At 66.2% G+C, this 22585-nt stretch carries 21 protein-coding genes; 11 read left to right on the top strand and 10 right to left on the bottom strand.

Features of this window, described 5'->3' with window-relative positions; translation table 11 throughout:
• Positions 1–292: 292 nt before the first annotated feature.
• Positions 293–1240 carry an MTAP family purine nucleoside phosphorylase gene (locus CJ028_RS15300; RefSeq protein ID WP_240607332.1) on the top strand — a complete coding sequence of 316 codons (948 nt, stop codon included), beginning with the start codon at positions 293–295 and terminating at the stop codon, positions 1238–1240.
• Positions 1237–2325: an NAD-dependent epimerase/dehydratase family protein gene (locus CJ028_RS15295; protein ID WP_105036087.1), complete on the top strand. Its 1089-nt coding sequence runs from the start codon at positions 1237–1239 to the stop codon at positions 2323–2325. Before CJ028_RS15300 ends, CJ028_RS15295 begins: the two co-directional genes overlap by 4 nt.
• Positions 2326–2405: 80 nt before the next feature.
• On the opposite strand, the gene CJ028_RS15290 is transcribed toward CJ028_RS15295, so the two are convergent.
• Genes CJ028_RS15290 through CJ028_RS15285 form a run of 3 tightly spaced genes read right to left on the bottom strand, consistent with a single transcriptional unit; the run spans position 2406 to position 4470 of the window.
• Positions 2406–3557, bottom strand: a complete 1152-nt coding sequence (locus CJ028_RS15290) for a sensor histidine kinase (protein WP_105036086.1) — start codon at positions 3555–3557, stop codon at positions 2406–2408.
• Positions 3554–3694 carry a hypothetical protein gene (locus tag CJ028_RS21005; RefSeq protein WP_161499004.1) on the bottom strand — a complete coding sequence of 47 codons (141 nt, stop codon included), beginning with the start codon at positions 3692–3694 and terminating at the stop codon, positions 3554–3556. The genes CJ028_RS15290 and CJ028_RS21005 overlap by 4 nt, the downstream gene beginning before the upstream one ends.
• Positions 3691–4470 (bottom strand): response regulator transcription factor, encoded by a 780-nt coding sequence (locus CJ028_RS15285; protein ID WP_105036085.1) that lies wholly within the window; start codon positions 4468–4470, stop codon positions 3691–3693. Before CJ028_RS15285 ends, CJ028_RS21005 begins: the two co-directional genes overlap by 4 nt.
• A gap of 337 nt (positions 4471–4807) precedes the next feature.
• On the opposite strand from CJ028_RS15285, the gene CJ028_RS15280 reads away from it, so the two are divergent.
• The 3 genes from CJ028_RS15280 to CJ028_RS15270 are packed head-to-tail and all read left to right on the top strand — an operon-like array spanning position 4808 to position 6962.
• Entirely contained in the window at positions 4808–5503 is a 696-nt protein-coding gene (locus CJ028_RS15280; protein ID WP_105036084.1) for a glycosyltransferase family 2 protein, read from the top strand.
• On the top strand, positions 5500–6177 hold the full coding sequence (locus tag CJ028_RS15275) for a TIGR04282 family arsenosugar biosynthesis glycosyltransferase (RefSeq protein ID WP_105036083.1): 678 nt from the start codon (positions 5500–5502) through the stop codon (positions 6175–6177). The genes CJ028_RS15280 and CJ028_RS15275 overlap by 4 nt, the downstream gene beginning before the upstream one ends.
• The gene (locus CJ028_RS15270) at positions 6174–6962 is read left to right on the top strand and encodes a methyltransferase domain-containing protein (protein ID WP_129590519.1); all 789 of its coding nucleotides are present in this window, start codon (positions 6174–6176) and stop codon (positions 6960–6962) included. Before CJ028_RS15275 ends, CJ028_RS15270 begins: the two co-directional genes overlap by 4 nt.
• 157 nt (positions 6963–7119) lie before the next feature.
• Here CJ028_RS15270 and CJ028_RS15265 read toward each other — a convergent pair whose 3' ends face one another.
• Positions 7120–7638: a hypothetical protein gene (locus tag CJ028_RS15265; protein WP_129590518.1), complete on the bottom strand. Its 519-nt coding sequence runs from the start codon at positions 7636–7638 to the stop codon at positions 7120–7122.
• Entirely contained in the window at positions 7638–8894 is a 1257-nt protein-coding gene (locus CJ028_RS15260; RefSeq protein WP_105036081.1) for a molybdopterin-dependent oxidoreductase, read from the bottom strand. The genes CJ028_RS15265 and CJ028_RS15260 overlap by 1 nt, the downstream gene beginning before the upstream one ends.
• 111 nt (positions 8895–9005) lie before the next feature.
• Between CJ028_RS15260 and CJ028_RS15255 the strand changes: the two genes are divergently transcribed.
• The 3 genes from CJ028_RS15255 (at position 9006) to CJ028_RS15245 (ending at position 14121) form a co-directional block, all read left to right on the top strand.
• Positions 9006–10397, top strand: coding sequence for a glycosyltransferase 87 family protein (locus CJ028_RS15255; RefSeq protein ID WP_105036080.1), 1392 nt, complete (start codon positions 9006–9008; stop codon positions 10395–10397).
• Positions 10398–10570: 173 nt separating this feature from the next.
• Positions 10571–11605, top strand: a complete 1035-nt coding sequence (locus tag CJ028_RS15250; RefSeq protein ID WP_105036079.1) for a glycerophosphodiester phosphodiesterase family protein — start codon at positions 10571–10573, stop codon at positions 11603–11605.
• Between the two features lie 2 nt (positions 11606–11607).
• Positions 11608–14121, top strand: coding sequence for a glycosyltransferase (locus CJ028_RS15245; RefSeq protein ID WP_240607331.1), 2514 nt, complete (start codon positions 11608–11610; stop codon positions 14119–14121).
• A 276-nt stretch (positions 14122–14397) separates the two neighbouring features.
• Here CJ028_RS15245 and CJ028_RS15240 read toward each other — a convergent pair whose 3' ends face one another.
• The 3 genes from CJ028_RS15240 to CJ028_RS15230 all read right to left on the bottom strand — a co-directional run bounded on the left by CJ028_RS15240 (position 14398) and on the right by CJ028_RS15230 (position 17670).
• Positions 14398–15750, bottom strand: coding sequence for an ABC transporter substrate-binding protein (locus tag CJ028_RS15240; protein ID WP_105036078.1), 1353 nt, complete (start codon positions 15748–15750; stop codon positions 14398–14400).
• A 79-nt stretch (positions 15751–15829) separates the two neighbouring features.
• The gene (locus CJ028_RS15235; protein WP_105036077.1) at positions 15830–16681 is read right to left on the bottom strand and encodes a carbohydrate ABC transporter permease; all 852 of its coding nucleotides are present in this window, start codon (positions 16679–16681) and stop codon (positions 15830–15832) included.
• Positions 16681–17670 carry a carbohydrate ABC transporter permease gene (locus tag CJ028_RS15230; RefSeq protein WP_105036076.1) on the bottom strand — a complete coding sequence of 330 codons (990 nt, stop codon included), beginning with the start codon at positions 17668–17670 and terminating at the stop codon, positions 16681–16683. Before CJ028_RS15230 ends, CJ028_RS15235 begins: the two co-directional genes overlap by 1 nt.
• Positions 17671–17866: 196 nt before the next feature.
• Here CJ028_RS15230 and CJ028_RS15225 point away from each other — a divergent pair, with 196 nt between their 5' ends.
• Positions 17867–18886, top strand: coding sequence for a glycerophosphodiester phosphodiesterase family protein (locus CJ028_RS15225; protein ID WP_105036088.1), 1020 nt, complete (start codon positions 17867–17869; stop codon positions 18884–18886).
• Positions 18887–19041: 155 nt separating this feature from the next.
• Here the strand turns inward: CJ028_RS15225 and CJ028_RS15220 are convergent, their stop codons facing one another.
• Together CJ028_RS15220 and CJ028_RS15215 are read right to left on the bottom strand one after the other, a co-directional pair.
• The gene (locus CJ028_RS15220) at positions 19042–19728 is read right to left on the bottom strand and encodes a hypothetical protein (RefSeq protein WP_105036075.1); all 687 of its coding nucleotides are present in this window, start codon (positions 19726–19728) and stop codon (positions 19042–19044) included.
• A gap of 202 nt (positions 19729–19930) precedes the next feature.
• Positions 19931–20377, bottom strand: coding sequence for a metallopeptidase family protein (locus CJ028_RS15215; protein WP_105036074.1), 447 nt, complete (start codon positions 20375–20377; stop codon positions 19931–19933).
• Between the two features lie 44 nt (positions 20378–20421).
• On the opposite strand from CJ028_RS15215, the gene CJ028_RS15210 reads away from it, so the two are divergent.
• Positions 20422–20658: a DUF3499 family protein gene (locus CJ028_RS15210; protein ID WP_105036073.1), complete on the top strand. Its 237-nt coding sequence runs from the start codon at positions 20422–20424 to the stop codon at positions 20656–20658.
• 101 nt (positions 20659–20759) lie between these two features.
• Positions 20760–22247 carry an adenosylhomocysteinase gene (gene ahcY / locus CJ028_RS15205; RefSeq protein WP_105036072.1) on the top strand — a complete coding sequence of 496 codons (1488 nt, stop codon included), beginning with the start codon at positions 20760–20762 and terminating at the stop codon, positions 22245–22247.
• Positions 22248–22585 lie beyond the last annotated feature (338 nt).

Below are 22585 nucleotides of genomic sequence, written 5' to 3'. Positions count from 1 at the left end.
GATCCAAGAGCACCCACGACCACCACGCGGCACCTACATCCCCAACGGCAAACCCCGCGGGTTCCTCGCCAAACCACCCACGATGACCTGAGACATCAACTGCCCACGATGTCGTGAGACATCACAGGCTGGAAAACCGCTCAGGACTCACGGCTCGGCGGCCGAAACTCACGGCTCGGCGAGGTGCGCCGTGCCGGGGGCGGGGCATCCGTTTGGGGGGCGGGCTTGCGCGGGCACGCAGGTTTCGATGGCACACTGAACATTCGCCTTTGTAACTTGCTGGGAGCCGCTTGTGACGCTTGACCCGACTGCCGACCCGCTATCCGACCGGCTGGCCGACCCGACGGCGCGCGCCGAGGTCGCCGTGATCGGCGGCTCCGGACTCTACGAACTCATCGACCCGGCCGGCGCGGTGACGCATCAGGTGCAGACGCCCTACGGAACCACGCCGATCACGATCGGCCTGCGCGCCGACCGTCGGGTCGCTTTTCTGCCGCGGCACGGAAGCGGTCACAGCGTCGCCCCGCACCTGATCAACTACCGCGCAAATATCTGGGCGCTGGCCTCGATCGGCGTGCGGGCGATCATTTCCTCCTCGGCGGTGGGTGGAGTCACGCCGGAGTACGCGCCCGGGCTGCTCGTGGTCACCGACCAGTTCATCGACCGCACGGCCGGACGCCCCGACACTTTCTACGACCGGGAATCGGTGCAGCATCTCTCCGCCGCCGACCCGTTCGATCCGCTGTTGCGCGGGTACGCCGTGAGTGCCCTCGAGCAACTCGGCGAGAACTTCGCCCCCACCGGAACGGTCGTCGTCATTCAGGGCCCGCGGTTTTCGACCAGGGCGGAGTCGGTCTGGTTCCGGTCGATCGGCGCCCACATCGTCAATATGACCGCGTACCCCGAGATCGTGCTGGCCGGCGAACTCAACATCGGCACGGTGAACCTCTCGTTCGTGACCGACGCCGACGCCGGACTGGCTCCGGTGCTGGCGGCCGACGCTGGTGACGCCGAGACCGGTAGTGCCGACACCGCCGGTTCTGCTGTCACCTCCCCCGAAACGGATGCCGTCACCGCCTCGATCGTGTTCCGTCGCCTGCGCGACGCCCAGCCCCGTATTCTGGCCGCCATTGACGGAATCCTGCGGGCTTTGCCAGCCGACTTCGCCCCGCGTGAACTCATCGACCCGGCCCAGGTCGACGCCGTACTCGCTCGCGCCGTGGTGTCGGACCAGCCATGACCGGCGAACACCTGCTGATCACCGGGGGAGCGGGCTTCATCGGATCCGCGATCGTCGACGCCGCCCTCGCCCGCGGCTATCAGGTGCGGGTGCTCGACTCCCTGCGCGCCGACGTGCACGGGCCCGAATCCGCATCCGAATCCGTTCCGGCGGGCCTGGATGCGCGGGTGGAGTTCATTCTCGGCGACGTGACCGACCCGGTCACCGTCGCCCGCGCACTCATCGACATCGACGTGGTGTGCCATCAGGCCGCGAAGGTCGGCCTCGGCGTCGACTTCGCCGACGCCCCCGACTACGTGCACAGCAACGAGGTGGGGACCGCGGTGCTGCTGGCCGGGATGGCCGAGCGGGGCATCCGTCGTCTGGTTTTGGCATCATCCATGGTGGTCTATGGGGAGGGTAGCTATCGAGGGCCCAACGGATTCACCCGGCCCGGCCCGCGCCGCGTGAGCGACCTCGACATCGGTCGGTTCGACCCGCTCGACCCGGAGACCGGGCAGGCGCTCGAACCCGTTCTGGTGAGCGAAAACGACCCGCTCGACCCGCGCAATGTCTATGCCAGCAGCAAACTCGGTCAGGAATACCTTGCCACGTCCTGGGCGCGCTCGACCGGTGGAAGAGTCGCCGCCTTGCGCTACCACAACGTCTACGGACCGGGCATGCCCCAGAACACTCCCTACGCGGGCGTCGCCTCGCTGTTTCGCTCGGCGATCGAGCGCGGTGAGGCTCCGCGGGTCTACGAAGATGGCCAGCAGCGCCGCGACTTCGTGCACGTGCGCGACATAGCTGCAGCCAACATCGCCGCGCTGGAGTTCACAGGCCATTCCGATTCCGGAATATTCCGCCCGTTCAACGTCGGCAGCGGAATTGTGCACACTATCGGCGACATGGCGACCGCCCTTGCCGCCGCGGCGGGCGGCCGTGCCCCGATCGTCACCGGGCAATATCGGCTCGGCGACGTGCGGCACATCACAGCATCCTCGGAGCGCTTGCGCACAGAACTCGGCTGGTCGGCCCAGGTCTCCTTCGAAGACGGCATGCGCGAGTTCGCAACGGCCCCCCTGCGCGCCGCCGTGCGTCCCTGAGGCCGTCCGCGGGGCTATTCCGCCGCCACAGACACCTGTGTGAGGGGCGGCAACGGTACCTGACTTGGCGAGCCGACCGTTCAGGCCAGCGGATGCTGCGGCAACAGCATCTCAAACCGGCATCCGTTCCCCACATTGGTCACTGTCACCTGCCCAGCATGAGCCCGCACGATGCCCTCGACGATCGCCAGTCCGAACCCAGCGCCGCCGCTCTGACCGGCGCCGGTTCCCCAGGCGGACACGGTACGCGGCTCGCTCGCCCGCCAGCCGGCCTCGAACACCCGGCCGAGGTCCTGCTCGGGAATCCCGCCGGCCGCATCCACGACCGAAATCACCGCCCGGCCGTCCACGTGCCGGGTGGCCGAGACGACGATGGCGCTCCCGGACGGGGAATGCTGAATGGCGTTCATGACCAGGTTGCCGACCGCGCGGGCGAGCTCGCGGGCATCCGCTTGGAGGGTGAGGCCACGTTCACCCTCGAAGCGCAGGTCGAGCGATTTGGCCAGTGCGACCGGCGCGAGATCGGCGATGGTGTCGCTGATCAGGTCGTACAGGGCCACCCGTTCGAAGGTGAGCTGCAGGGCCCCGGCGTGGATCTTGGACAGCTCGAACAGGTCATCGACCATACCGCTGAGCCGGTCGACCTGCCCGCGAATCTGCACGTAATACCGCTGTGGGTCGGGAGCCATGCCGTCTTCCAGGGCCTCGGCCATAGCCCGAATACCGGCGAGGGGTGTGCGCAAGTCGTGCGAGATCCACGCCACGATTTCGCGGCGCGATGTCTCGACGCGCTCCTCCCGCTGGCGGGATTCGGTCAGCCGATCGGCCGTCGCGGCCAGTTCCCCGGCGAGCGAGGCGAACTCCGTCGACGTATGCCGATCCGGTGATATAACCGATTCGCCCCGACCGATGCTTGCGGCGGCGGCCCGAAAATACTTGTTGTCGCGCACCAGTGATCGTCCCAAGACTGCAGCCATGACCAGCGACACGATTCCGGCGACGACGGCCACCGAGTAGAACACGTTCAGGTCGTGCGCCGACAGGTACATGAGCGACGCCACCGCCGAGGTTCCGCTCACCACCGAGATCACGGTCGCGAACGCGACGACGACCACCTGCATCACGAGCGACCCCCGCGACAGCAGCCGCAGGGTGAGCAAGGCGAGCGCCCCCACGATGAGCGCACAGCCGAGCGCGATGCCGGCCACGGTTGCAAGCACCTCGGCGGTCATCGTGTGCCACCAGCTAAGCGGATGCCGAGGGCCGACCAATCGCTGGCACCTCGAGTTTCGGCGCCCTCAGCGCCGATGATTCGAGCGAGCCCCGGATCCCAATCAACCGTGATGGCACGCCCGCGTTGCGCGCTCATTCTGAGCCCTCCGATGCCGCATCATCGGCCGTCGAACCGGCTCCGAGTGGTACCGGATCGAACCGGTACCCGACCCCCCACACCGTATTCACGAGCAGCGGATGCGCAGGGTCGGCTTCGATCTTCTCCCGCAACCGCCGCACGTGCACGGTCACCGTGGACAGGTCCCCGAATTCCCAGCCCCAGACCGAGCGCAGCAACTCCTCGCGGGTCAGAACCCGCGACGGCCGCCAGATCAGATAGGCGAGCAGGTCGAACTCCCGCGCGGTGAGCACGAGCGGCTTGTCGCGCAGCCGAATCTCGTGTGCAGCGAGGTTGAGAGAGAACTCGCCGGCGCCCAGAATTCCCTCCGGAATGGAATCCGTGCCGCTCCGCCGCAGTACCGACTGCACCCGCAGCACCAGCTCGCGCGGCGAGAACGGCTTCACCAGGTAGTCGTCGGCGCCCGCCTCGAGACCCTCGATGCGGTGTTCCTCCTCGCCGAGGGCGGTCAGCATGATCACCGGCAGCGCGCCCCAATTCACGCGGATGCGGCGGCACACCTCGATGCCATCGAGCAGCGGAAGCATGCGGTCGAGCACCACGAGGTCGGGCTGGGCGATTTCGGCCTGGCGCAGGCCGGCGAGTCCGTCGACGGTTTCATCCACGACGAATCCGGCAGCGCGCAGGTACTGCCCGACCACCTCGGATACCGTCGGGTCGTCCTCGATCAGGAGCACGCGGCGGCCGGCGAGGGCATCCGCTCGGGGCGGCGCAAAATATTGGGAGGGGGACACCCCCTCAGACTAGGCGCGCGCTCCCCGTACCGCGCGGGGCGCGCGCATCCGTTCTGTCGTTCAGTCCCGCGGATGCCCCGCCTCGCGCTGCCCCTCCCAAGGGACGGGGCCTGGGCCCCGTCCGTGGGCCCAGTCTATAAACTGAGCCCACGGTCGAAATATGGGCCCCAGCTCTACCGACCGCCCCGCTCGATGCTCGACCCGCCACGCCCGACCCGGCCTCCGACATCCGCTCGGTGATGAAGCAGCGGCAATTCACACCGGGTCCCCAGCTTCCTTCAGAGGTTCGTAACCTGTTTCGCCTCGAAGGCACAGACACCCGGCTTAGGGTCGAGGAATGACGAACATTCGGGTCGACGTGGTGTTGCCCTGCCTCAACGAGGCACAGGCACTGCCGTGGATTCTCGAACGCCTGCCCGCCGGATACCGCGCGATCGTTGTCGACAACGGGTCGAGCGATGGCTCTGCCGACCTCGCCCGCATCCTCGGCGCGCACGTCGTGCACGAAAGCCGCCGCGGATTCGGCGCGGCCGCCCACGCTGGGCTGCTCGCCGCGACCGCCCCGATCGTGGCCTTTTGCGATGCCGACGCCTCGATGGATCCCCACGACCTGCCGCTTGTGGTCGAACCGATCAGTGCCGACGAGGCCGATCTTGTGCTCGGACGCCGCCGCCCGAGCACCCGAAACGCCTGGCCTCCGCACGCTCGTTTAGCAAATACCTATCTTTCTTGGCGACTGCGCCGAATAACAGGTGTGAACATTCATGACCTCGGCCCCATGCGAGCGGCCCGCCGCGACCAGCTCCTCGCCCTCGACCTGCAGGACCGCCGCAGCGGGTATCCGCTCGAGATGTTTCTCGGCGCTGCCGCAGCCAATTGGCGCATCCGGGAGGTCGACACCGGCTATGCGCCGCGTGTCGGTCGCAGCAAGGTAACCGGAACCGTGCGTGGGACCCTCACCGCCATCCAGGACATGTCCGGCCTGCTCCGCGCCAATAGCGCCCCCAGCGCCCAGAACGAGGTGCGCTCATGACCGCAATCGTCGTCATCGCCAAGGAGTGTCTGCCCGGCAAGGTTAAGACCCGCCTGCACCCTCCTTTCTCGCTCGCGCAGGCCGCCGATCTGGCCGCCGCCAGTCTCGCCGATACTCTCGCCGTCGCCGCTCAGCTGCCGGCGACCCGTCACATCCTGGCCTTCGATGGCGAGACGCCGCCGGCCGAGGCATCCGGTTGGGAGATCCTGCCGCAGACCGGCGGTGGCCTCGACGAACGTCTCGCCGCTATCTTCGACCATCTGGATGAGCCGACCCTGCTGCTCGGAATGGACACCCCGCAGGTCAGCATCGAACTGCTCGCCCCCGTGTTCCAAAACTGGAATGCGGATGCCTGGTTCGGCCCCGCCGACGACGGCGGTTTCTGGGCGCTCGCGCTGAAAAACCCGAGCGGTGAGCTGCTCCGCGGCATCCCGATGAGCCGCTCCGACACCGGCGCGCACCAGCTGCAACGCCTCGACGAAGCCGGCCTCAGCGTGCGCCTGCTACCTGCGCTCACCGACATCGACACCATAACGGATGCCCACACCGTCGCCTCCCTCGCCCCCCACACGCGCTTCGCGCGTGCTTTCGCGGGGGTACAGGCAGCCGTTCTGCTTCTCGGTGCCGACCTGCAGAGTGAAGAATTGCTCGCCATAAGAGGGGCACGCTCATGACTCTCGTGTCGCCGCGCCTGTGGGAGCAGCCGTCCGGCTGGGAGCTGGATGACGCTGCCAGAGACCGCGCCACGGCCGAACGTTTTCGCCGCCCGACCACGTTCGGCTCTGGCGGATCCGAACCGTATGCCCAGGCGCTGCAGAGCGATGACAACGTGCTGTATCTGCACGGCAATCGGGCCGATGCCGATCCGGGAACGCCCGCGCGCGTGTCGACGATGCATGCCGGGCGCTGGAGCGCCGGAGCCGATGCGATCGACCGTTCCCTGGTCGCCGGCGTCGCCGGACCGGTGCTCGACATCGGCTGTGGACCTGGCCGCATGATCCAGGCGGCGATTGATGAGGGACTCGACGCTCTCGGAGTCGACGTCTCGCCGACCGCCGTGCGGATCGCCCTCGCGGCCGGTCTCGCTGTGCTGCAACGCTCCGTCTTCGACTACATTCCCCTCGAGGGAACCTGGGCGACTCTGCTTCTCGTTGACGGCAACATCGGTATCGGCGGCGACCCCGACGCCCTGCTCGACCGTTGTGTGTCGCTGCTAGCCGCGGACGGCGTGCTCGTTGTCGAGGTAAACCGTGACCCCGAGCACGACCTCGCCTATGAGGGAACCCTGCACGACGCCGCCGGCCACACGAGCGACGCGTTCCCGTGGGCCGAGATCGGGGTCAGCGCCCTGCGCCGCCGCGCCGCACAGTTCGGACTCGTGCAGGTCGCCGAGTGGACCAGGGGCGGCCGTTCGTTCGCCCGCCTAGCCCGCCTGCCTGCGCCCTCCGGCCCGCACTGACGGACGGGGCCCGGGCCCCGTCCGTGGGCCCAGTCTGTAAACGTGGCCCACGGCCACAAGGTGGGCCCGGAGCGCGGGACGCCTCACTGTCTGAGTGAGGAGCGGATGCCACGTCGTCGACGCGGGCCGCATATCTGACGCGGCCCGCCTCAGAACTTCACCGCCCGGAATCGTCCGGGAACGCCGCGACCGGTCGTCGTCTACGCAGAAACGCCCACAGTGACAGCCCCACGGTCACCACTGCGAGCACGAGCCAGAAAATCCCCAGGTTCAGTCCGTAATTCAGCGGCAGCAACGTTGGGTTGGCCGGCGCGAAGTTCTTCGCCACGATCGTCGGAACCGCGATGAGCGACACGAGTGACCCGACCACGATGCCGCCCTGCACGATCGCAATGATCGTTCCGGTAGCCCGTCGGCCGACCCGCCGTAGCGCGATTCCGAGCGCGAACACGATCGGCGCCAGAATCGCATCGTGCAGCACGATCGCCGCCGCGATCCACAGCGCCGCCCCGGGAATGCGGGTCAGCCGCACCGAATCGAACATCACGAACGCGCCCCAGGCCAGCATCAGCACGCCAATACCCACCAGCACCAAGCGGATGCTGCGCATCCGTTTACCCGTCGATGCCTCGATTCCCGCTGGCGGCGGGTTTAAACCGCCCGTCCAGGACGTCATCAGATTGCCTCGATTCGGCTCAGCCATTTGGTCTGCAGCACGCCGGGGCGTCCGGGCGCGATCATGCGGGCCGGATACCCGTGCTCGAGGTCGAGCGTTTCGCCATTGAGCTCGAGCGCCACGAGCGTGAGCGGGTCGCGCACATACTCGCGCCCGATCTGGGTCTTGCTGAAACTGCCGCGTTCTTCGAGGCTGATCAGGCGAAACGAGGTGTCCGGATCGGCGCTCATCAGGTCGGCGAGGTCGCGCAGCCGCACGCCGCGCCAGTTAGCCATCTGGCTCCAACCCTCCACGCAGGCGATCGGTAACCGCACGGACGTCTGCGGCAGAGCAAGCAGCTCGTCCCGGGTGAACGAGCGTTCGGTGCCGGAAACCGTGAGGGTAAGGGTCCACGCGGGGGCCATGGCGGCATCCGCTACCTTGGCCTGTTCGCTCGTGCGGTTCACCGGTACACCCTGCTGGCCGACGCCCTTCTTTCGCGGACCGAACAGGTTCACGGCGTTCAGTGGGGTGAAGGTCTGCCCGGCGGTGAGTCCGACGACGGCCGTCGTGGCGACGCCGATCGTGGTGAGGAAGCCGCGCCGGCTGACCCGACTCGCAGGGCGTGGGGTGGCGTCGATGTAGTCGAGCAGCCGCCCGGACACGCCGCCGGGACGGGTCGCGCCCCACAGCCGTACCGCCTCCGCATCGGAACCGCGGTCACCAGACACCGCATCGATCAGGTGATCGTCGTCGGACGAGGGCGATGTGCTCCAGTACCGCGTGATCAGCGGAAGCTTGACCCCGATGTGAATGACCAGCAGCCCGATCAGCACCCAGCCGAGCGCAAAGTGCACCTGCCGAAACGGAAACGGCCACGGATACCACTGGTAGGTGTTGAGCAACCCGATCGTGATCTGCACGAGTGAGGCTCCCACGAACAGGGCGATCGACGCGCGCTCCAGAAAATGCACGAAACCGCGCACCGGGGGAAAGGCGAACAGGTCGGGAAAGACGATGTACAGCTTGGCCAGCAGCAACGGAAAACAGGCGATGCCCGTGATGATGTGCGTGCCCTGGGTGACCTGGTAGAGGAACTCCGGACGGGTAGCAAAGTGCATCCAGCCGAGCGGTTCCTGCAGAAAATGGCTGTACAGGCCGGTGCCGAAGCAGATCAGAAAAGCGGCGCCGAGTAGTCGCCCGATCACGGTTGCCATGCGCGGATTGCGCACCGGCGACGCCAGCGCTCGCTGGGCCTCGTACATCAATCGCCGCATGCTTCTATTGCACCACCTGAACGCCCGCCGTGACCCCGCTGAATCCTTACGATGTGCGGGTGAGTCGACGAACGGCCCTGACCACCGGAGGAGCATACGACAGACTGAACCGTGCGCATTACGATCATCGCGGCCCTGCTCGTGCTGAGCGCTGCCCTCACCGCGTTTAGCGTTAGAACCCTCGACCTGTTCGCACCCGACCGCGACGAGGTGCAGCTCGTGCTGGTCACGAGTGCGCTCTGGCTGGCGTTCGGTCTCGCCTGGTGGCTGCTGCGACGCGTCAACGGTCGAGCGGTGGTCGCGCTGATCCTCGTCGGCTCTGCCGTGATCGGCGGCGCAGCCATGGTCGGCCCGCCCAACACGAGCACCGACTCGGCCCGCTACGCCTGGGACGGCATCGTACAAAACAATGGCATCAGCCCCTACGCTTTCACGCCTGCGGATGTCCGCCTCGATTCCCTCCGACCCGACTGGCTCTTTCCCGCGGCCCAGACCAACGCCGCTGGCAAAGAAGTGTGCGACGGCGAACGCATCGTGCGCGCCCGCACGACGGACGGCGACCTACTCTGCTCGGCCCTGAACCGCACCGCCGTACCCACGATCTACCCGCCGGCCAGCGAGATCTTTTTCGCCGGCGTGCGCTTTCTCACCGGACCGGGGCCGGAATACTGGCCGCTGCAGCTGGCCGGGTTGCTGCTCGGCCTCGGCACGACCGTCATGCTTCTGGCAGGCATGCGCCGCCGCGGCCTCGATGAACGAAACGCAGCGCTCTGGGCCTGGTGTCCGCTCGTGGCCACCGAGGCGATCACGAACTCGCATGTGGACATGCTCGGCGTCATCTTCGTGGTCGCTGCAGTGTTCCTGGTCTCGAGCAAAAAAGTCTGGCGCGGCGGCATCATGCTCGGAATCGCGATCGGCACCAAGCTCATCCCGGTGCTCGCCGCGCCCGCCCTGCTGAAGCGGGGCGGGTGGCGCATGGTGGCGGCATCCGTTCTGAGCTTTGCGTTGCTCTACGTGCCGTATGTGCTGGCCACCGGAATCGGCGTGCTCGGCTATCTTCCGGGTTACCTCACCGAGGAGGGGTACCAGGACGGCTCACGGTTCGCGCTGGTGTCTCTGGTCGCACCGGGGGCATCCGCTGTCATCGTGGCCGGCGTAATTTTGGCGATCGTCGCCATTCTCGTCATCATCAAAACCGACCAGAACCGGCCGTGGGTCGGCCAGCTCGTCATGATCGGCGCGACGCTGCTCGTGCTCAGCCCCCGCTACCCCTGGTATGCGCTGCTTCTGCTGCCGTTCGTGGCGCTCAGCGGCCGCTGGGAATGGCTGCTGGTGCCGATGGCGCTCACCCTGCGGCTGCTCGTGCCGAACCCGCAGCTGACCCAGGCGTCTATCGCGGTCGCGGTCATCGTGATCGTGGCCGTTTCGTTGCGCCGCGCGGGCCCCGGTGCCCTCAAGCGGATGCTGCCGCCCCGCCTGACCACCCGTAGCGGCACTCGTTAGAGTTCGTGGCCCCCGAGCACCGAGTGCCCGCTGCGCTAACGAGTGCCGCGAGCAACGTGTTAACACAGAGTTCACGCACCTGACGGCTGCGAAGCGGATGCCGGTTACCTCGGCTCCTTAACGTGGGCAGATGCGCGCCTCTCGGCGTGCTTCGATCCACGAAAGAGTGCCGCATGCGCAAGATTGTGATCATCGCGGCGGCCGCCGCCCTCAGCACGGTTCTGGTCGGCGGTGCCGTGGCGGCCGCGCAGGGGGAATCGACGCCTACCGCGCAGACACCGAGCGCGACACAACTCGCCGCGTTCGACCTGCAATCCCACCGCGGTGGACGCGGCGAACACACCGAAGAGAGCCTCGTCGCCTTCGCCGCCTCGCTCCAGCTGGGCGTGAGCACCCTCGAACTCGACACCCATCTCACCCGCGATGACGCCGTCGTGGTCTGGCACGACGATGTGCTCACCGCGACCAAATGCCGCGACACGGCTGCCGCCTTCCGCGGCGACCCGCAATTTCCCTACGCCGGCAGCCGAGTGCGTGCACTCACCCTCGCCCAGATTCAGACGCTCGACTGCGGCTACCAGCAGTTGCCGGGCTATCCCGAGCAGCAAAACGTGACGGGAAACACCATCGCCGAACTCGCCGACGTGTTCGCGCTCGTCGAAGCGCACAAGGCTGACGCCGTGCAGCTCAACATCGAGACGAAGATCGAGGACCCGAGTGATCACGACGAGATGGCCGCGCTCACCCGAGCTGTCGTCGCCGAAATCGAGCCGTCGGGACGAAGCGACCGGGTGACGGTGCAGAGCTTCGACTGGGCGTCGCTCAACCTGGTGCGGCAGATCGCCCCCGAGCTGCGACTCGTGGCTCTCGCCCAGGACGAGGACTGGCTCGAAGTCGGCCGGCCCGGCGCGAGCGTGCACCTGGGCGGCATCGACATCGACGACTACGACGGATCCGTCGCCCGGGCCGCCGCCGCGCAGGGATATGACGCTCTTTCGCCGATCTTCGAGACGGTCACGCCCGAGCTCGTGGCCGAGGCGCACTCCGCCGGACTGCCCGTGATCCCGTGGACGGTCAGCGAGACCGCGCTCATGCACACCCTCATCGATCTGGGGGTCGACGGCATCATCACCGATTATCCCACCCGGCTGCGCGCCGTGCTCACCGAGCGCGGACTCAGCCTGCCGACCGCCTACCCGGCGCTGTGACCGTGCTCACGACACTCCTCTCGGTCCTTGCACGCTGGAGTCTGCGCCAGCGGCGCCGCCTGGCCAAGGTGGGCGGGCGCATCCGTCGTGCACTGCGCTATGAAGCCCACGCCTACTGGCGCTCCCGCCCGATCAACCCGCACGCCGTGCTGTACGAAGCGTTCAACGGGTCCGGCCTGCTCTGCAACCCAGAAGCCTTGTTTCGAGAATTGCAGAAAACCCCAGACCAGGCTCAGTTACGGCACATCTGGGCGCTGAAGAACCCGCGCGCTGCCCGGCGTGAATTTCGCCGCGACCGCACGGTGCGCTTCGTGAAAACCGGCTCACGGGCCTACTATCGGGCGCTCGCCACCAGCCGCTACCTGATCAGCAACGCCACCTTTCCGCCGCAATTCTCCAAACGAGTGGGCCAGATCTACCTCAACACCTGGCACGGCACTCCGCTCAAACACATGGGCTACGACATGGTCGACGGCGCGTTCGGCACCGCCAATATCGTGCGCAACTTCGTCAGCGCCGACTACCTGCTCGCCGCCAACCCGTTCATGGCCCGCCAAATGTATGAGAGGGCCTACAAGCTCGACGGCATTTTTCAGGGACGGATGCTGCTGGCCGGCTACCCGCGCATCGACCGGCAGACGCTCTGTGCGACGGATTCGCTGGGCGCCCGCATGCGGCTCGCGCAACTGAACCCCGGCGGCCGCGAGATCGTGCTCTACGCTCCCACCTGGAAGGGCGCCTCCTTCGCGCACCCTGACGACGATCTCGACGCCCTGCTCGACCGGGTTCGGCAGATCGAAGCCGGAATCGACACGAGCCGGTATGTCGTGCTGCTGAAAACCCACCAGGCCGTGCACGCGTTGGCCGCCGGCCGCGCGGACCTCGCCCGAGTGCTGGTTCCGAACGACCTGCCGACCAACGTCGTACTCGGGCTCGCCGGCATTCTGGTCACCGACTACTCGAGCATCTTCTTCGATTTTCTCGCGACCGGCCTGCCGATCGTGTTCTTCACGCCCGACCTCGCCGACTTCGAACAGAACCGGGGCCTCTACCTGGATCCGGCGGAGCTGCCCGGCCCGGTCTGTCGCACCGCTGCGGAGGTCGCCGCGGTGATCGGCCAGATCGCCGACCACGGGCGGCTGCCGGCTTTCACCGAGCGCTATCGCATCGCCCAGCACGACTATGTCGGCCAGGATGACGGCGCGGCCAGCGCCCGGGTGATCGACATCGTTTTTCGCGGCGCCGACCCCGGCTCGCTGCTGCACGAGTCGCCCGCTCCGGCCCGTACGTCGGTGCTCATCTACCTCGGCGGCATGAAGCCCAACGGCATCACCTCGGCCGCGCTCAACCTGCTGGCGGCGATTGACCATGACCGGTTCGACGTCTCGGTCGCGTTTGCGAAGAGCAGCGCGCCCGCCCGCCGCGCCAACCAGCGCCTGATCGACCCGCGGGTGCGCCAGTTCGCCCGCATCGGCGGCATGAATGGCGGATTGAAGCAGCGGCTCGCCCGCCGATACCGTTGCGCCCCTGCCACCGCTTTCACCGCCGAATTCACCCGCTGCTTCGGTGCCAGCCGCTTCGACCACGTCGTCGACTTCAGTGGCTACGGCCCGTTCTGGGCTGAATTGCTGCTGCACTCGCCGCCCGCCGTGCGCTCGATCTGGCTGCACAACGACCTCGCCGCCGACGCTCACCGCAATATTGGTGGAGCCAAGCGGATGCTGCGCGGCCTCACCGAAACCTTCGCCCGGTACGACCGTTACGACAGCCTGGTCTCCGTGTCACCGGCGCTCGCCGAGATCAACGCTGAGGCGCTCGCCGCCCACGCGCCGCGCTCGAAGTTCACCGTCGCGCACAACACCGTCGACGTCGAACGCATCCTGAACGGCGCCGCCGCCGAACCCGCTATGGAAACTGCTGACGATCTGGATACCCCGGAAACCACCACCTTCGTCACCATCGGACGCCTCTCCCCGGAAAAAAACCAGGCCCGCCTGATTCGGGCGTTCGCGCTCGTGCACGCCCGGAATCCGCTCACCCGGCTCGTCATCGTCGGCGGGGGCCCGCTGCAGGCCGAGCTCGCCGACCTGATCCGTGACCTGAACCTTGGCGCGGCGATCACGCTGACCGGAGCGCTCGTTAATCCCTACCCCGTGCTCGCAGCCGCGGATTGCTTCGTGCTGTCAAGCGACTATGAGGGCGCGCCGATGGTCATCCTGGAGGCGCTGGTACTCGGGCGTGCGGTCGTGACGGTCGCTTTCGCATCCGTTCACGATGCCCTGCCGGATGCTGCCGGTCTCGTCGTTCCGCAAACCGACGCCGGTCTCGCGGCCGGCCTCACCGCCTTTCTGTGCGGCGAGGTCGTGGCCAGCGTGTTCGACCATGAGGCTTACGCACGTCGGGCGGTCGCCGAGTTCTATCGCGCGATCGGCGTTCCCGAGGAGGCCGACGAGACCAGCGATCTCGACGCCGAACTCGCCCACCTCGAGGCGATCGAGCGTCTTTCGCAGCGCTAACCCCAGCTCCGGCCCGGGGCTCTGAGTCGAGCTCGCCGACCCGTGAGTTTCAGCCACCCACCCGTGAGTTTCCCTCGTCGACCCGTGAGTCGCGACCGAAATCGCGCGAAAATGCCTCGAAACTCACGGCTCGGTGACCGCGAAAGTCGAAAACTCACGGCTCGGTAGGCGGATGCCGCAGCGCGGCCCGCACCCACGCCCCAGCCCGCAGAGACCCCCGCACACACACAAGAGCGGGGCCGCCATCCGGCGGACCCGCTCTTGTGCACCCGAAAGTTACAGGTACGCGCTCACGTTCTCGTCGAACGAGGTCGCGATCGCAACGCTCGCGACCGCGAAGGCCTCGGCTGGGTCGGTCTGCTGCAGCATGATCTTCTCGAGCGCGGTGGTGAGCTCTTTGTCGCCGTTCGGCACGAACACGCGGCCCCAGTCCTGCGAGCGGGTGGTCTCGAGTTGGTCGACGGCGGTACGAAACTGCGGGAACTCGGCGTAGACCTTGGTCATCGTTTCGCCGTCACGCGCGGAGGTGCGCACCGGCATGTAGCCCGTGTTCGAGGAGAAATACGCGGTGTTCTCGGAATTGGTCAGAAACTTCAGGAACATGCCGGCGGCCAGCTGCTGCTCCGGCGTGCGGTCGGAGGCGATCGCGACGCCGGTTCCGCCGGTCGGGCAGGCCTGTCCTTCCGGGCCTTCCGGCAGAAATCCGGTGCCGACCTCGAAGGTTGCGGCCTTCAGAATGCCGGTGAGTGACCCGGTCGAGCCCATGATGCAGCCGGTCAGGCCGGCACCGAAGTCGGCGACCTGGTCGACGGCGGCCACGGTAGCGACCTTGCGCTCGTAGATCAGGGACTGCAGGTAGTCCGCTGCAGCGATCGCTTCCGGGGTGTCGAGCGTCATCGTCCACTCGTCGGAGTAGGCGCCGCCCTGGCCCCACAGCATGTTGCAGAACCACCACGCTGCCCAGGATGCACCCTTGCCGAGGCCGAGCGGGGTGACCCCGCCGTCGACCGCTATCTTCGGAGCCCATTCATCGAATTCGGTCCAGGTCTTGGGCGCGCGGTCGGGCAGCCCGGCCTTGGCCCAGACCGCCTTGTTGTAGTAGAACAGTGGGGTCGAGCGGGCGTAGGGGATCGCCCAGTGGTTGCCGGTGAAGGTGTAGTCGTCGTACAGAGTCGTGTTGAAGTCGGCGGTGTCGAACTCGAGGTGCTTGGCGAGGTCGTCCAGCGGCAGAATCTGGCCGTTGATCATATAGCGGAACCACCACACGTCGCTCGCCAGCACGAGGTCGGGCACACTGTTGGTTCCTGATGCCGCCTGAAACTTCTGCGCGATCTCGTCGTAGTTGGCGCCGGCCGTGACCAGGTTCACCGTGATCTCCGGGTTCTCGACATTGAAGCGCTTAATGATTTCTTCCTCGATCAGCTTCGAGGTTCCCGGGTGGTTGCTCCACCAGGTGATTTCCTTCGCCGGCACGATGCCGGTCCAGTCGGTCGCGCTGGCTTCAGCGGCTCCGGCGCCCGCTCCGAGCGAGGGCCCGCTGCACGCAGCGAGGGTGGCGGTGGCACCGAATACCGCGGCGAGCTTTAAAATCTGCCGACGGTTGATGGTGAACGTGGGTGTAGCGGTCATAGAACTCTCCTTGTAGGGGGGACACAAGCGGAAAAAAAGAGGGGCGTACATCCGTTTAAGAAGACGGATGTACGAAGCGTCAGCCGGTCACGCCGCCGGCGGTCAGCCCGGCGATGATGCGCTTCTGGAGCGCAAAAAACGCGATGAGCACGGGCACCGTGACCAGCACGGTGCCGGCCATCAGCACGCCCCAGTTGGTGACGCCGTCGTTGTTCTGCAGCAGGGTCAGGCCCACCGGCAGCGTCATCATGTCGGAGCGATCGACGACGAGCAGTGGCCAGAGGTATTCGTTCCACTCGGAGACGATCGAGATCAGGGCGACGGCGGCGATGGTGGGCGCGCTGATCGGCACGATGAATCGCCAGAGGCGGGTCCAGTGGCTCGCGCCGTCGAGGGCGGCGGCTTCGAGGATGGAGATCGGCAGGGTCAGAAAGTGCTGGCGAAACAGAAAGGTGCCAAAGGCGCTGGCCAGTCCCGGCACGATGATGCCCTGGTAGGTGTTGATCCAGCCGAGCGAGGCCACGAGGGTGAAGTTGGGAATCATCACGATCTGCTGCGGCACCAGCAGGGCGAAGATGACCAGGCCGAAGACGAACTTCTTGAACGGAAATTCCAGGAAGACGACGGCGTAGGCGGTGGTCAAGCCGAGCAGCATCTTGAGGCCGGCGCCGATCACGGTAGTGATAGTGCTGTTGAGAAAGAAGTTTCCAAACGGTACGGCGGCCAGGGCTGCCGCATAGTTCGACAGATCGTAGGCTTCGGGCAGCCACTGGATCGGCACGGTGTAGATCTCGTCGCGTTCCTTGAACCCGGCCAGGAACATCCAGGCCAGCGGCAAAATCATGATCGCGATGGCCAACACGAGGCCGAGGTAGCCACCGAGCTGCAGCGGTTTGCGGCGGCGCGATGTGGTCGCAGTCTGCGTGGCCATTAGTAGTGCACTCGTTTCTCGACGTACTTCATTTGAATGAGCGTGACCACGAGCAGCACGGCGAACAGAATCGTCGCGACGGCGGAGGAATACCCCGCCCGACCGGCCTGAAAGCCCTCTTGGTAAATCTGGTACATCATCGTGGTGGTGCCCTCAAGCGGTCCGCCCTTGGTCATCGCCTGAATGATGTCGAACGACTGCAGCGAGCTGAGCAGCGTGGTGATCGACAGAAAAAAGGTCGTCGGGCCGAGGAGCGGGAGCACGATGTTGCGAAACGCGCGCACCGGCGAAGCGCCATCGAGCGACGCGGCCTCAAGCAGGTCGCGCGGCACTGACTGTAACGCCGCCAGATAGATGAGCGCGACGTAGCCGACGTTCTTCCACAGGTAGACGATGATGACCATGACCAGAGCCCAGTGTGGGTCGTTGTACCAAGGCGGCGAGGCCACGCCGATCGCATCGAGCAGCGCCGCGGTGATCCCGAAATTGGGGTCGAAGACGAACAGCCAGAGCAGGCCGACCGCCACCCCGGAGAGCACGTAAGGCGCGACGACGATGGTGCGGGCGGCGCCGCGACCGTGCAGTTTGCGGTTGAGCAGCACCGCAAACAACAGGCCGATCACCATGCCGCCGCCGACGGTCGCGACCGTGAAGATCAGGGTGACCGTGACGACGCGAACGGTGCCGGGGTCATTGAACCAGGTCACGTAGTTGCCGAGGCCCACCGGAATCGCCGAGGCCGAGCCCAGGTTCCATTGCAACGTCGAATAGTAGAGCGACTGCAGCAACGGCTTGTAGGTGAAAACGATGAGCAGCGCCACGTTCGGTCCGGCGAACAGCAGAAACAACAGCCACGACTTCCACGGTTTCTTCTTTTTTCGCGGGGTGAACACACGAGCCGGCACGGTTGTGGCGGAGCCAGCGCCGTTCGGGGCCGCGACCGCCACCGCTGAATCGGTGCCGCGCTGCAGGTCCTCGATGGTGGTCATACGCTGAAATCTCCCTGAAAATGCCGTCGGCCAAGCAGCAGACTCTGTCAGGTTAGGGAGCGTCCGTGGCGCGGATCGGCCAATTTGTTGGTTTGCGCCCACTCTTCGTGAGTCGTTCGTCTGTGACACGTCGAAACTTCAGACGGTGTTCACCTGGAGGGTCAGAGCCGTCATCCGGCGCCGTTACGGTGTGCAGATGTCCCCTCTTGTCATCGGTCACCGCGGAGCCAGTGGCTACCGCCCCGAACACACAGCATCCGCCTACGACCTGGCCTTCGAGCTCGGTGCCGACGCCGTCGAACCCGATATCGTCGCCACCCGCGACGGAGTATTGGTGTTGCGCCACGAGAACGACATCTCGGCCACAACGGACGTCGCCTCCCGCACCGAATTCGCCGACCGCCGCACCACCAAAGAATTCGCCGGCCATACCCTCACCGGGTGGTTCACCGAGGACTTCACCTGGGCCGAACTCGCCACCCTGCGTGCCCGCGAACGCCTGGCCCACCTGCGGCCGACGAGCGCCCTGCACGACGACCAATACCCGATCATGCGGCTGAGCGACCTGTTCCACCTCATTGACGAGGCCTCGAACTCCCTTCGGCGCACCCTCGGGATGGTCGCTGAGATCAAGAACGCCGCCTATTTCGCGTCGATCGGCCTGCCGCTCGACGAGCTGTTCGCCGCCGAGGTGCGCTCGGCTGGTTGGAGTAACGACGACGAGCGCCTCATTATCGAGAGCTTCGAACCGACCGTGCTCGAGCAGCTGAAGGTGTGCGGCATCACCGCTCGAAGCGTGTTCCTGATCGCCCCGGCCGGTCAGCCGCTTGACAAGATCATCGAGCTCGGCGCCGAAGCGCCGTACTACTCCGACTACCTCACCCACAGCGGCCTCGCTGCCCTCGATGTAGCCGGCATCAGCGTTGACAAGTCCCTGATCATCCAGGCGGATGCCGCCGGCGAGCTGGTCGTCTCGTCTCTCGTCGCCGACGCCCACGCGGCCGGGCTGGACATCCTCTGCTGGACGCTTCGTCCCGAGAACGCCTTCCTCACCGCGCCGCATCGTCGCGGTGATCAGGCAGCCAACTTCGGCCACTGGCGCGGCGAGTTCGCCGCGGTTATGGGCAGCGGCATCGACGGGGTGTTTGTTGACCACCCCGACCTCGCCGTGACCGTGCGCGACGATCTGCGCAGCCGGGTGGCGATATCCGTCTGATGCGCTGAACGGATGCCGCGGCCCCGTCCCGCCAGCCAGTCGCGGCGCGCAATCCCGGCGCGGTACGAGCCCGCCGGGCGTGCACGCCGCTCGGGTACGCAAAAATCGGGACCCGCCGTGTGGCGAGTCCCGATTCGTGCTGTGCAGCGAGGTAGTTACTTGGTCGCGGCGGTGATGGTCGCGATACCAACGAGCATCTGGTCAGCGACGGCGTCGGTGCTGAACGTGGAGTTCAGCAGGCCGGCGGCTTCAGCGGAGATGTGAACCGTGGTGCCGGTGAGGATGGCGTTGTCGCCCTCCATCTTGAGCGGCTCAAGGGTTCCACCGTAGAGGTCGAACAACAGGACCTGGGTCGCGGCGGACTCACCGTTGACCGAGACGTCACCGAAGAGCTCCGAGGTGCCCGGGTCGATGGTGAAGTTGGTCAGCTCGACCACGATGTCGCCAGCGGTCAGCGAGAAGCCGGAGCCCTCGTGCTCGATGGAGCCCTGAACGAAGGGGCGGTAGTCTTCGGCCGGGTCGTAGTAGTCCACGTTGCCGCCGGTGATCGGGAAGTGCAGGCTGCCTTCTTCGAGGGTGGCCGTTCCCACGGTGCCGGCGGTGAGGCCGAGGCTCGTCAGCGCGGCACCGAAGTCAGCGTCGAGAAGCACGGCGGTGTCGACACCCGACAGGCTGGGGATCGAAGCGAGGGGCGTGGGGTCAGCGGAGGCCGAGCTGGACGAGCTTGAGCTCGAAGCGGGCGCCGGGGTCGTCGTGCTGGCATCCGACGAGCAGCCGGCGAGGCCGGCGATGAGAATTCCGGCAGACGCGAAACCGATGGTGGCCTTGGTGAATGTACGCATGGGATAAATCCTTTTCTGTAGATCGAGCAGGTGGTGTTGGGGTCTGCATGGTGTTCGGTTCCACCCCCGAAATGGTTTGGAAATCCTCCAATCCGTTACCGTTCTGTTACTCAATTCAGCAAACGTTCAGAAAAGCAGGCGCGCAAAAAACCCCGCGATCCCAGTCATAGAAAGGGATCGCGGGGTTTCGTTGAGTGGATGCCTAGAAGCGGCGGAAGCGATCCGGTGCGAGATCCCAGGGATCCTTGCCGAGCAGTTCGGCGACGCCGCGAAACACGCAGGTCTCGATCATCATGCGCTGGTGCATCTCGTCGTTCTCGTGCAGGCGTGACAGCCGCTGAATCGGCAGACGGTAGAACACCACGCGATTCGTCTCCGGCGTCACCATCCAGCGCTCGACTCCGACGCCGGGGATGACCGAGGGCGGTCCGGCGGCTACCTCGAACACGGACTTGCCCAGTTCCTCTGGCCAGACGCCACGCAAATACTCGATCACCCCGGCGATCGTCATCTCGAACAGGTCGATGCGGGTGCGCAGCGGCGGCAGAAACGGGCCGGTCGCCGAACTGCGGATACCGCGGCCGTGCCTGTCACGCCCACGGCCGCGCACGGTCGGTTCGGGGGAAGCGGAACGACGGGAGCGGGACATGCTGCCATCCTACGGCGACCCGGCAGGGGCTACCCTTATAGGCAATGACATTCCGCCCGTGTTCTCGCGTTGCCTGCCTCGAACCCTCGGTGGCCACACTCACCTTTGACTATGGGGAGTCGCTGGCTGTGCTCGGCCCGCTGTCCGGTCGCAAAGAACCGCACAGTTTCGACCTGTGTTGGCGCCACGCCGAGCGCACGAGCGCTCCCCAGGGCTGGCAGCTTATGAAGCACCGCTTCGCGAGCGACGACCCCGACATTGACAGCCCGCCGCTGCCGTAACCCGGTCTCGCCAGAGGGCGGCATCCGCTGTGCGGGTGCCCTGCCCATGCACGAGCGAAACAATGTCGGGGTCATTCAGACTGAAATGGCAAGATAGTCCCATGACTGTCGCCTCGGCCACCGCGCCCCCCACCTTCACCTATAAAATCGCCGATTTGTCGCTCGCCGAGGCGGGGCGTCACCAGTTGCGGCTGGCCGAGAACGAGATGCCGGGGCTGATGGCCCTCCGCCGCGAATTCGGCGAATCGAAGCCGCTTCTCGGCGCCCGCATCGCCGGATCCCTGCACATGACGGTGCAGACCGCCGTGCTGATCGAGACCCTGGTCGCCCTCGGCGCCCAGGTGCGCTGGGCGAGCTGCAACATTTTCTCGACGCAAGACGACGCGGCCGCCGCGATCGCTGTCGGCCCAACCGGCACAACGGATGCCCCCGCCGGCGTTCCCGTGTTCGCCTGGAAGGGCGAGACACTCGAGGACTACTGGTGGTGCACCTCGCAGATTTTCGACTGGAGCGCCGAAGCGGAAGCCGCCGGAGCTACCTGGACCGGCCCGAACATGATCCTCGACGATGGCGGCGACGCGACCATGCTCGTACACAACGGTCGCGAATTCGAATTGGCCGGTGCCGTACCAGCAGATGCCGCCGGTGACAGCCACGAATACGGCGTCATTCTCGCCGCCCTCCGCCAGTCGCTCGCCGGGTCGAGCGACCGCTGGACCCTGGTAGCCACCGACCTCATGGGCGTCACCGAAGAAACCACCACCGGGGTGCACCGGCTCTACGAACTCGCGGCGAGCAAGGAACTGCTTTTTCCGGCCATCAACGTGAACGACTCGGTCACCAAGAGCAAGTTCGACAACAAGTACGGCATTCGCCACTCGCTGCCTGACGGCCTCAACCGCGCCACCGACGTGCTGATCGGCGGCAAGGTCGTCTTCGTCGCCGGGTATGGTGACGTCGGCAAGGGCGCGGCGGAAGCTCTGCGCGGCCAGGGCGCCCGCGTCATCGTGAGCGAGATCGACCCGATCAACGCGCTACAGGCCGCGATGGACGGTTTTCAGGTCGCCCGCCTCGATTCCGTCGTCGAACAGGTCGACATCTTCGTCAGCGGAACCGGAAACTTCAACGTCATCGGTGTCGATCACATGCTGCGTATGAAGCACCTCGCCATCGTCGCCAACGTCGGTCACTTCGACAACGAGATCGACATGGCCGCGCTCGAGTCGCTGCCGGGCGCCGTCAAGGTGCAGATCAAGCCGCAGGTCGACGAATGGCGCCTGCCGAGCGGACGTAGTGTGCTCGTCTTGTCAGAGGGGCGCCTGATGAACCTCGGCAACGCCACCGGCCACCCTTCCTTCGTGATGAGTAACTCCTTCACCAACCAGGTGCTCGCGCAGATCGAGCTGTACGTCTCACCAGAGAAGTACCCGGTGGGCGTGTACGTGCTGCCCAAGCTGCTCGACGAGAAGGTGGCGCGCCTGCACCTCGAGGCCCTCGGCGTTGAGCTGACCGTGCTGACCCCCGAGCAGTCCGCCTACATCGGCGTCCCCGCCGAGGGTCCCTACAAGGTGGAGCACTACCGCTACTAAGTCCCCTATTTTCGGACGGGGCCCGGGCCCCGTCCGTGGGCCAGGTTTAGAAACTGGGCCCACGTTCATAGGGTGGGCCCAGGAGTTCGAGTGGGCGGGGGAGCGGATGCTGGCGCTGCGACACGCCCGGGTGGGGTGCGTTTTGACGGGTGGGCGTGGTGGCCGTAATGTATCTATACGTACCCCAAAGGTGCGGAAGCCGCAGTGCTTTCCGGCCTCATGTGGGACCATCTTCTGGTCGTATCGGCTATCGGTTCTTGTTTCAAGTTCTCGGTTGTTGGGCTAGGATAGTAAGCCTCCCATCGAGTGTGTGTTGCTGGTTGAGTCGTGTTTTTCCG

The sequence above is a fragment of the Cryobacterium aureum genome, assembly GCF_002954245.1.
GTDB lineage: Bacteria > Actinomycetota > Actinomycetes > Actinomycetales > Microbacteriaceae > Cryobacterium > Cryobacterium aureum.
This window is presented reverse-complemented; position numbering and strand designations above follow the sequence as displayed.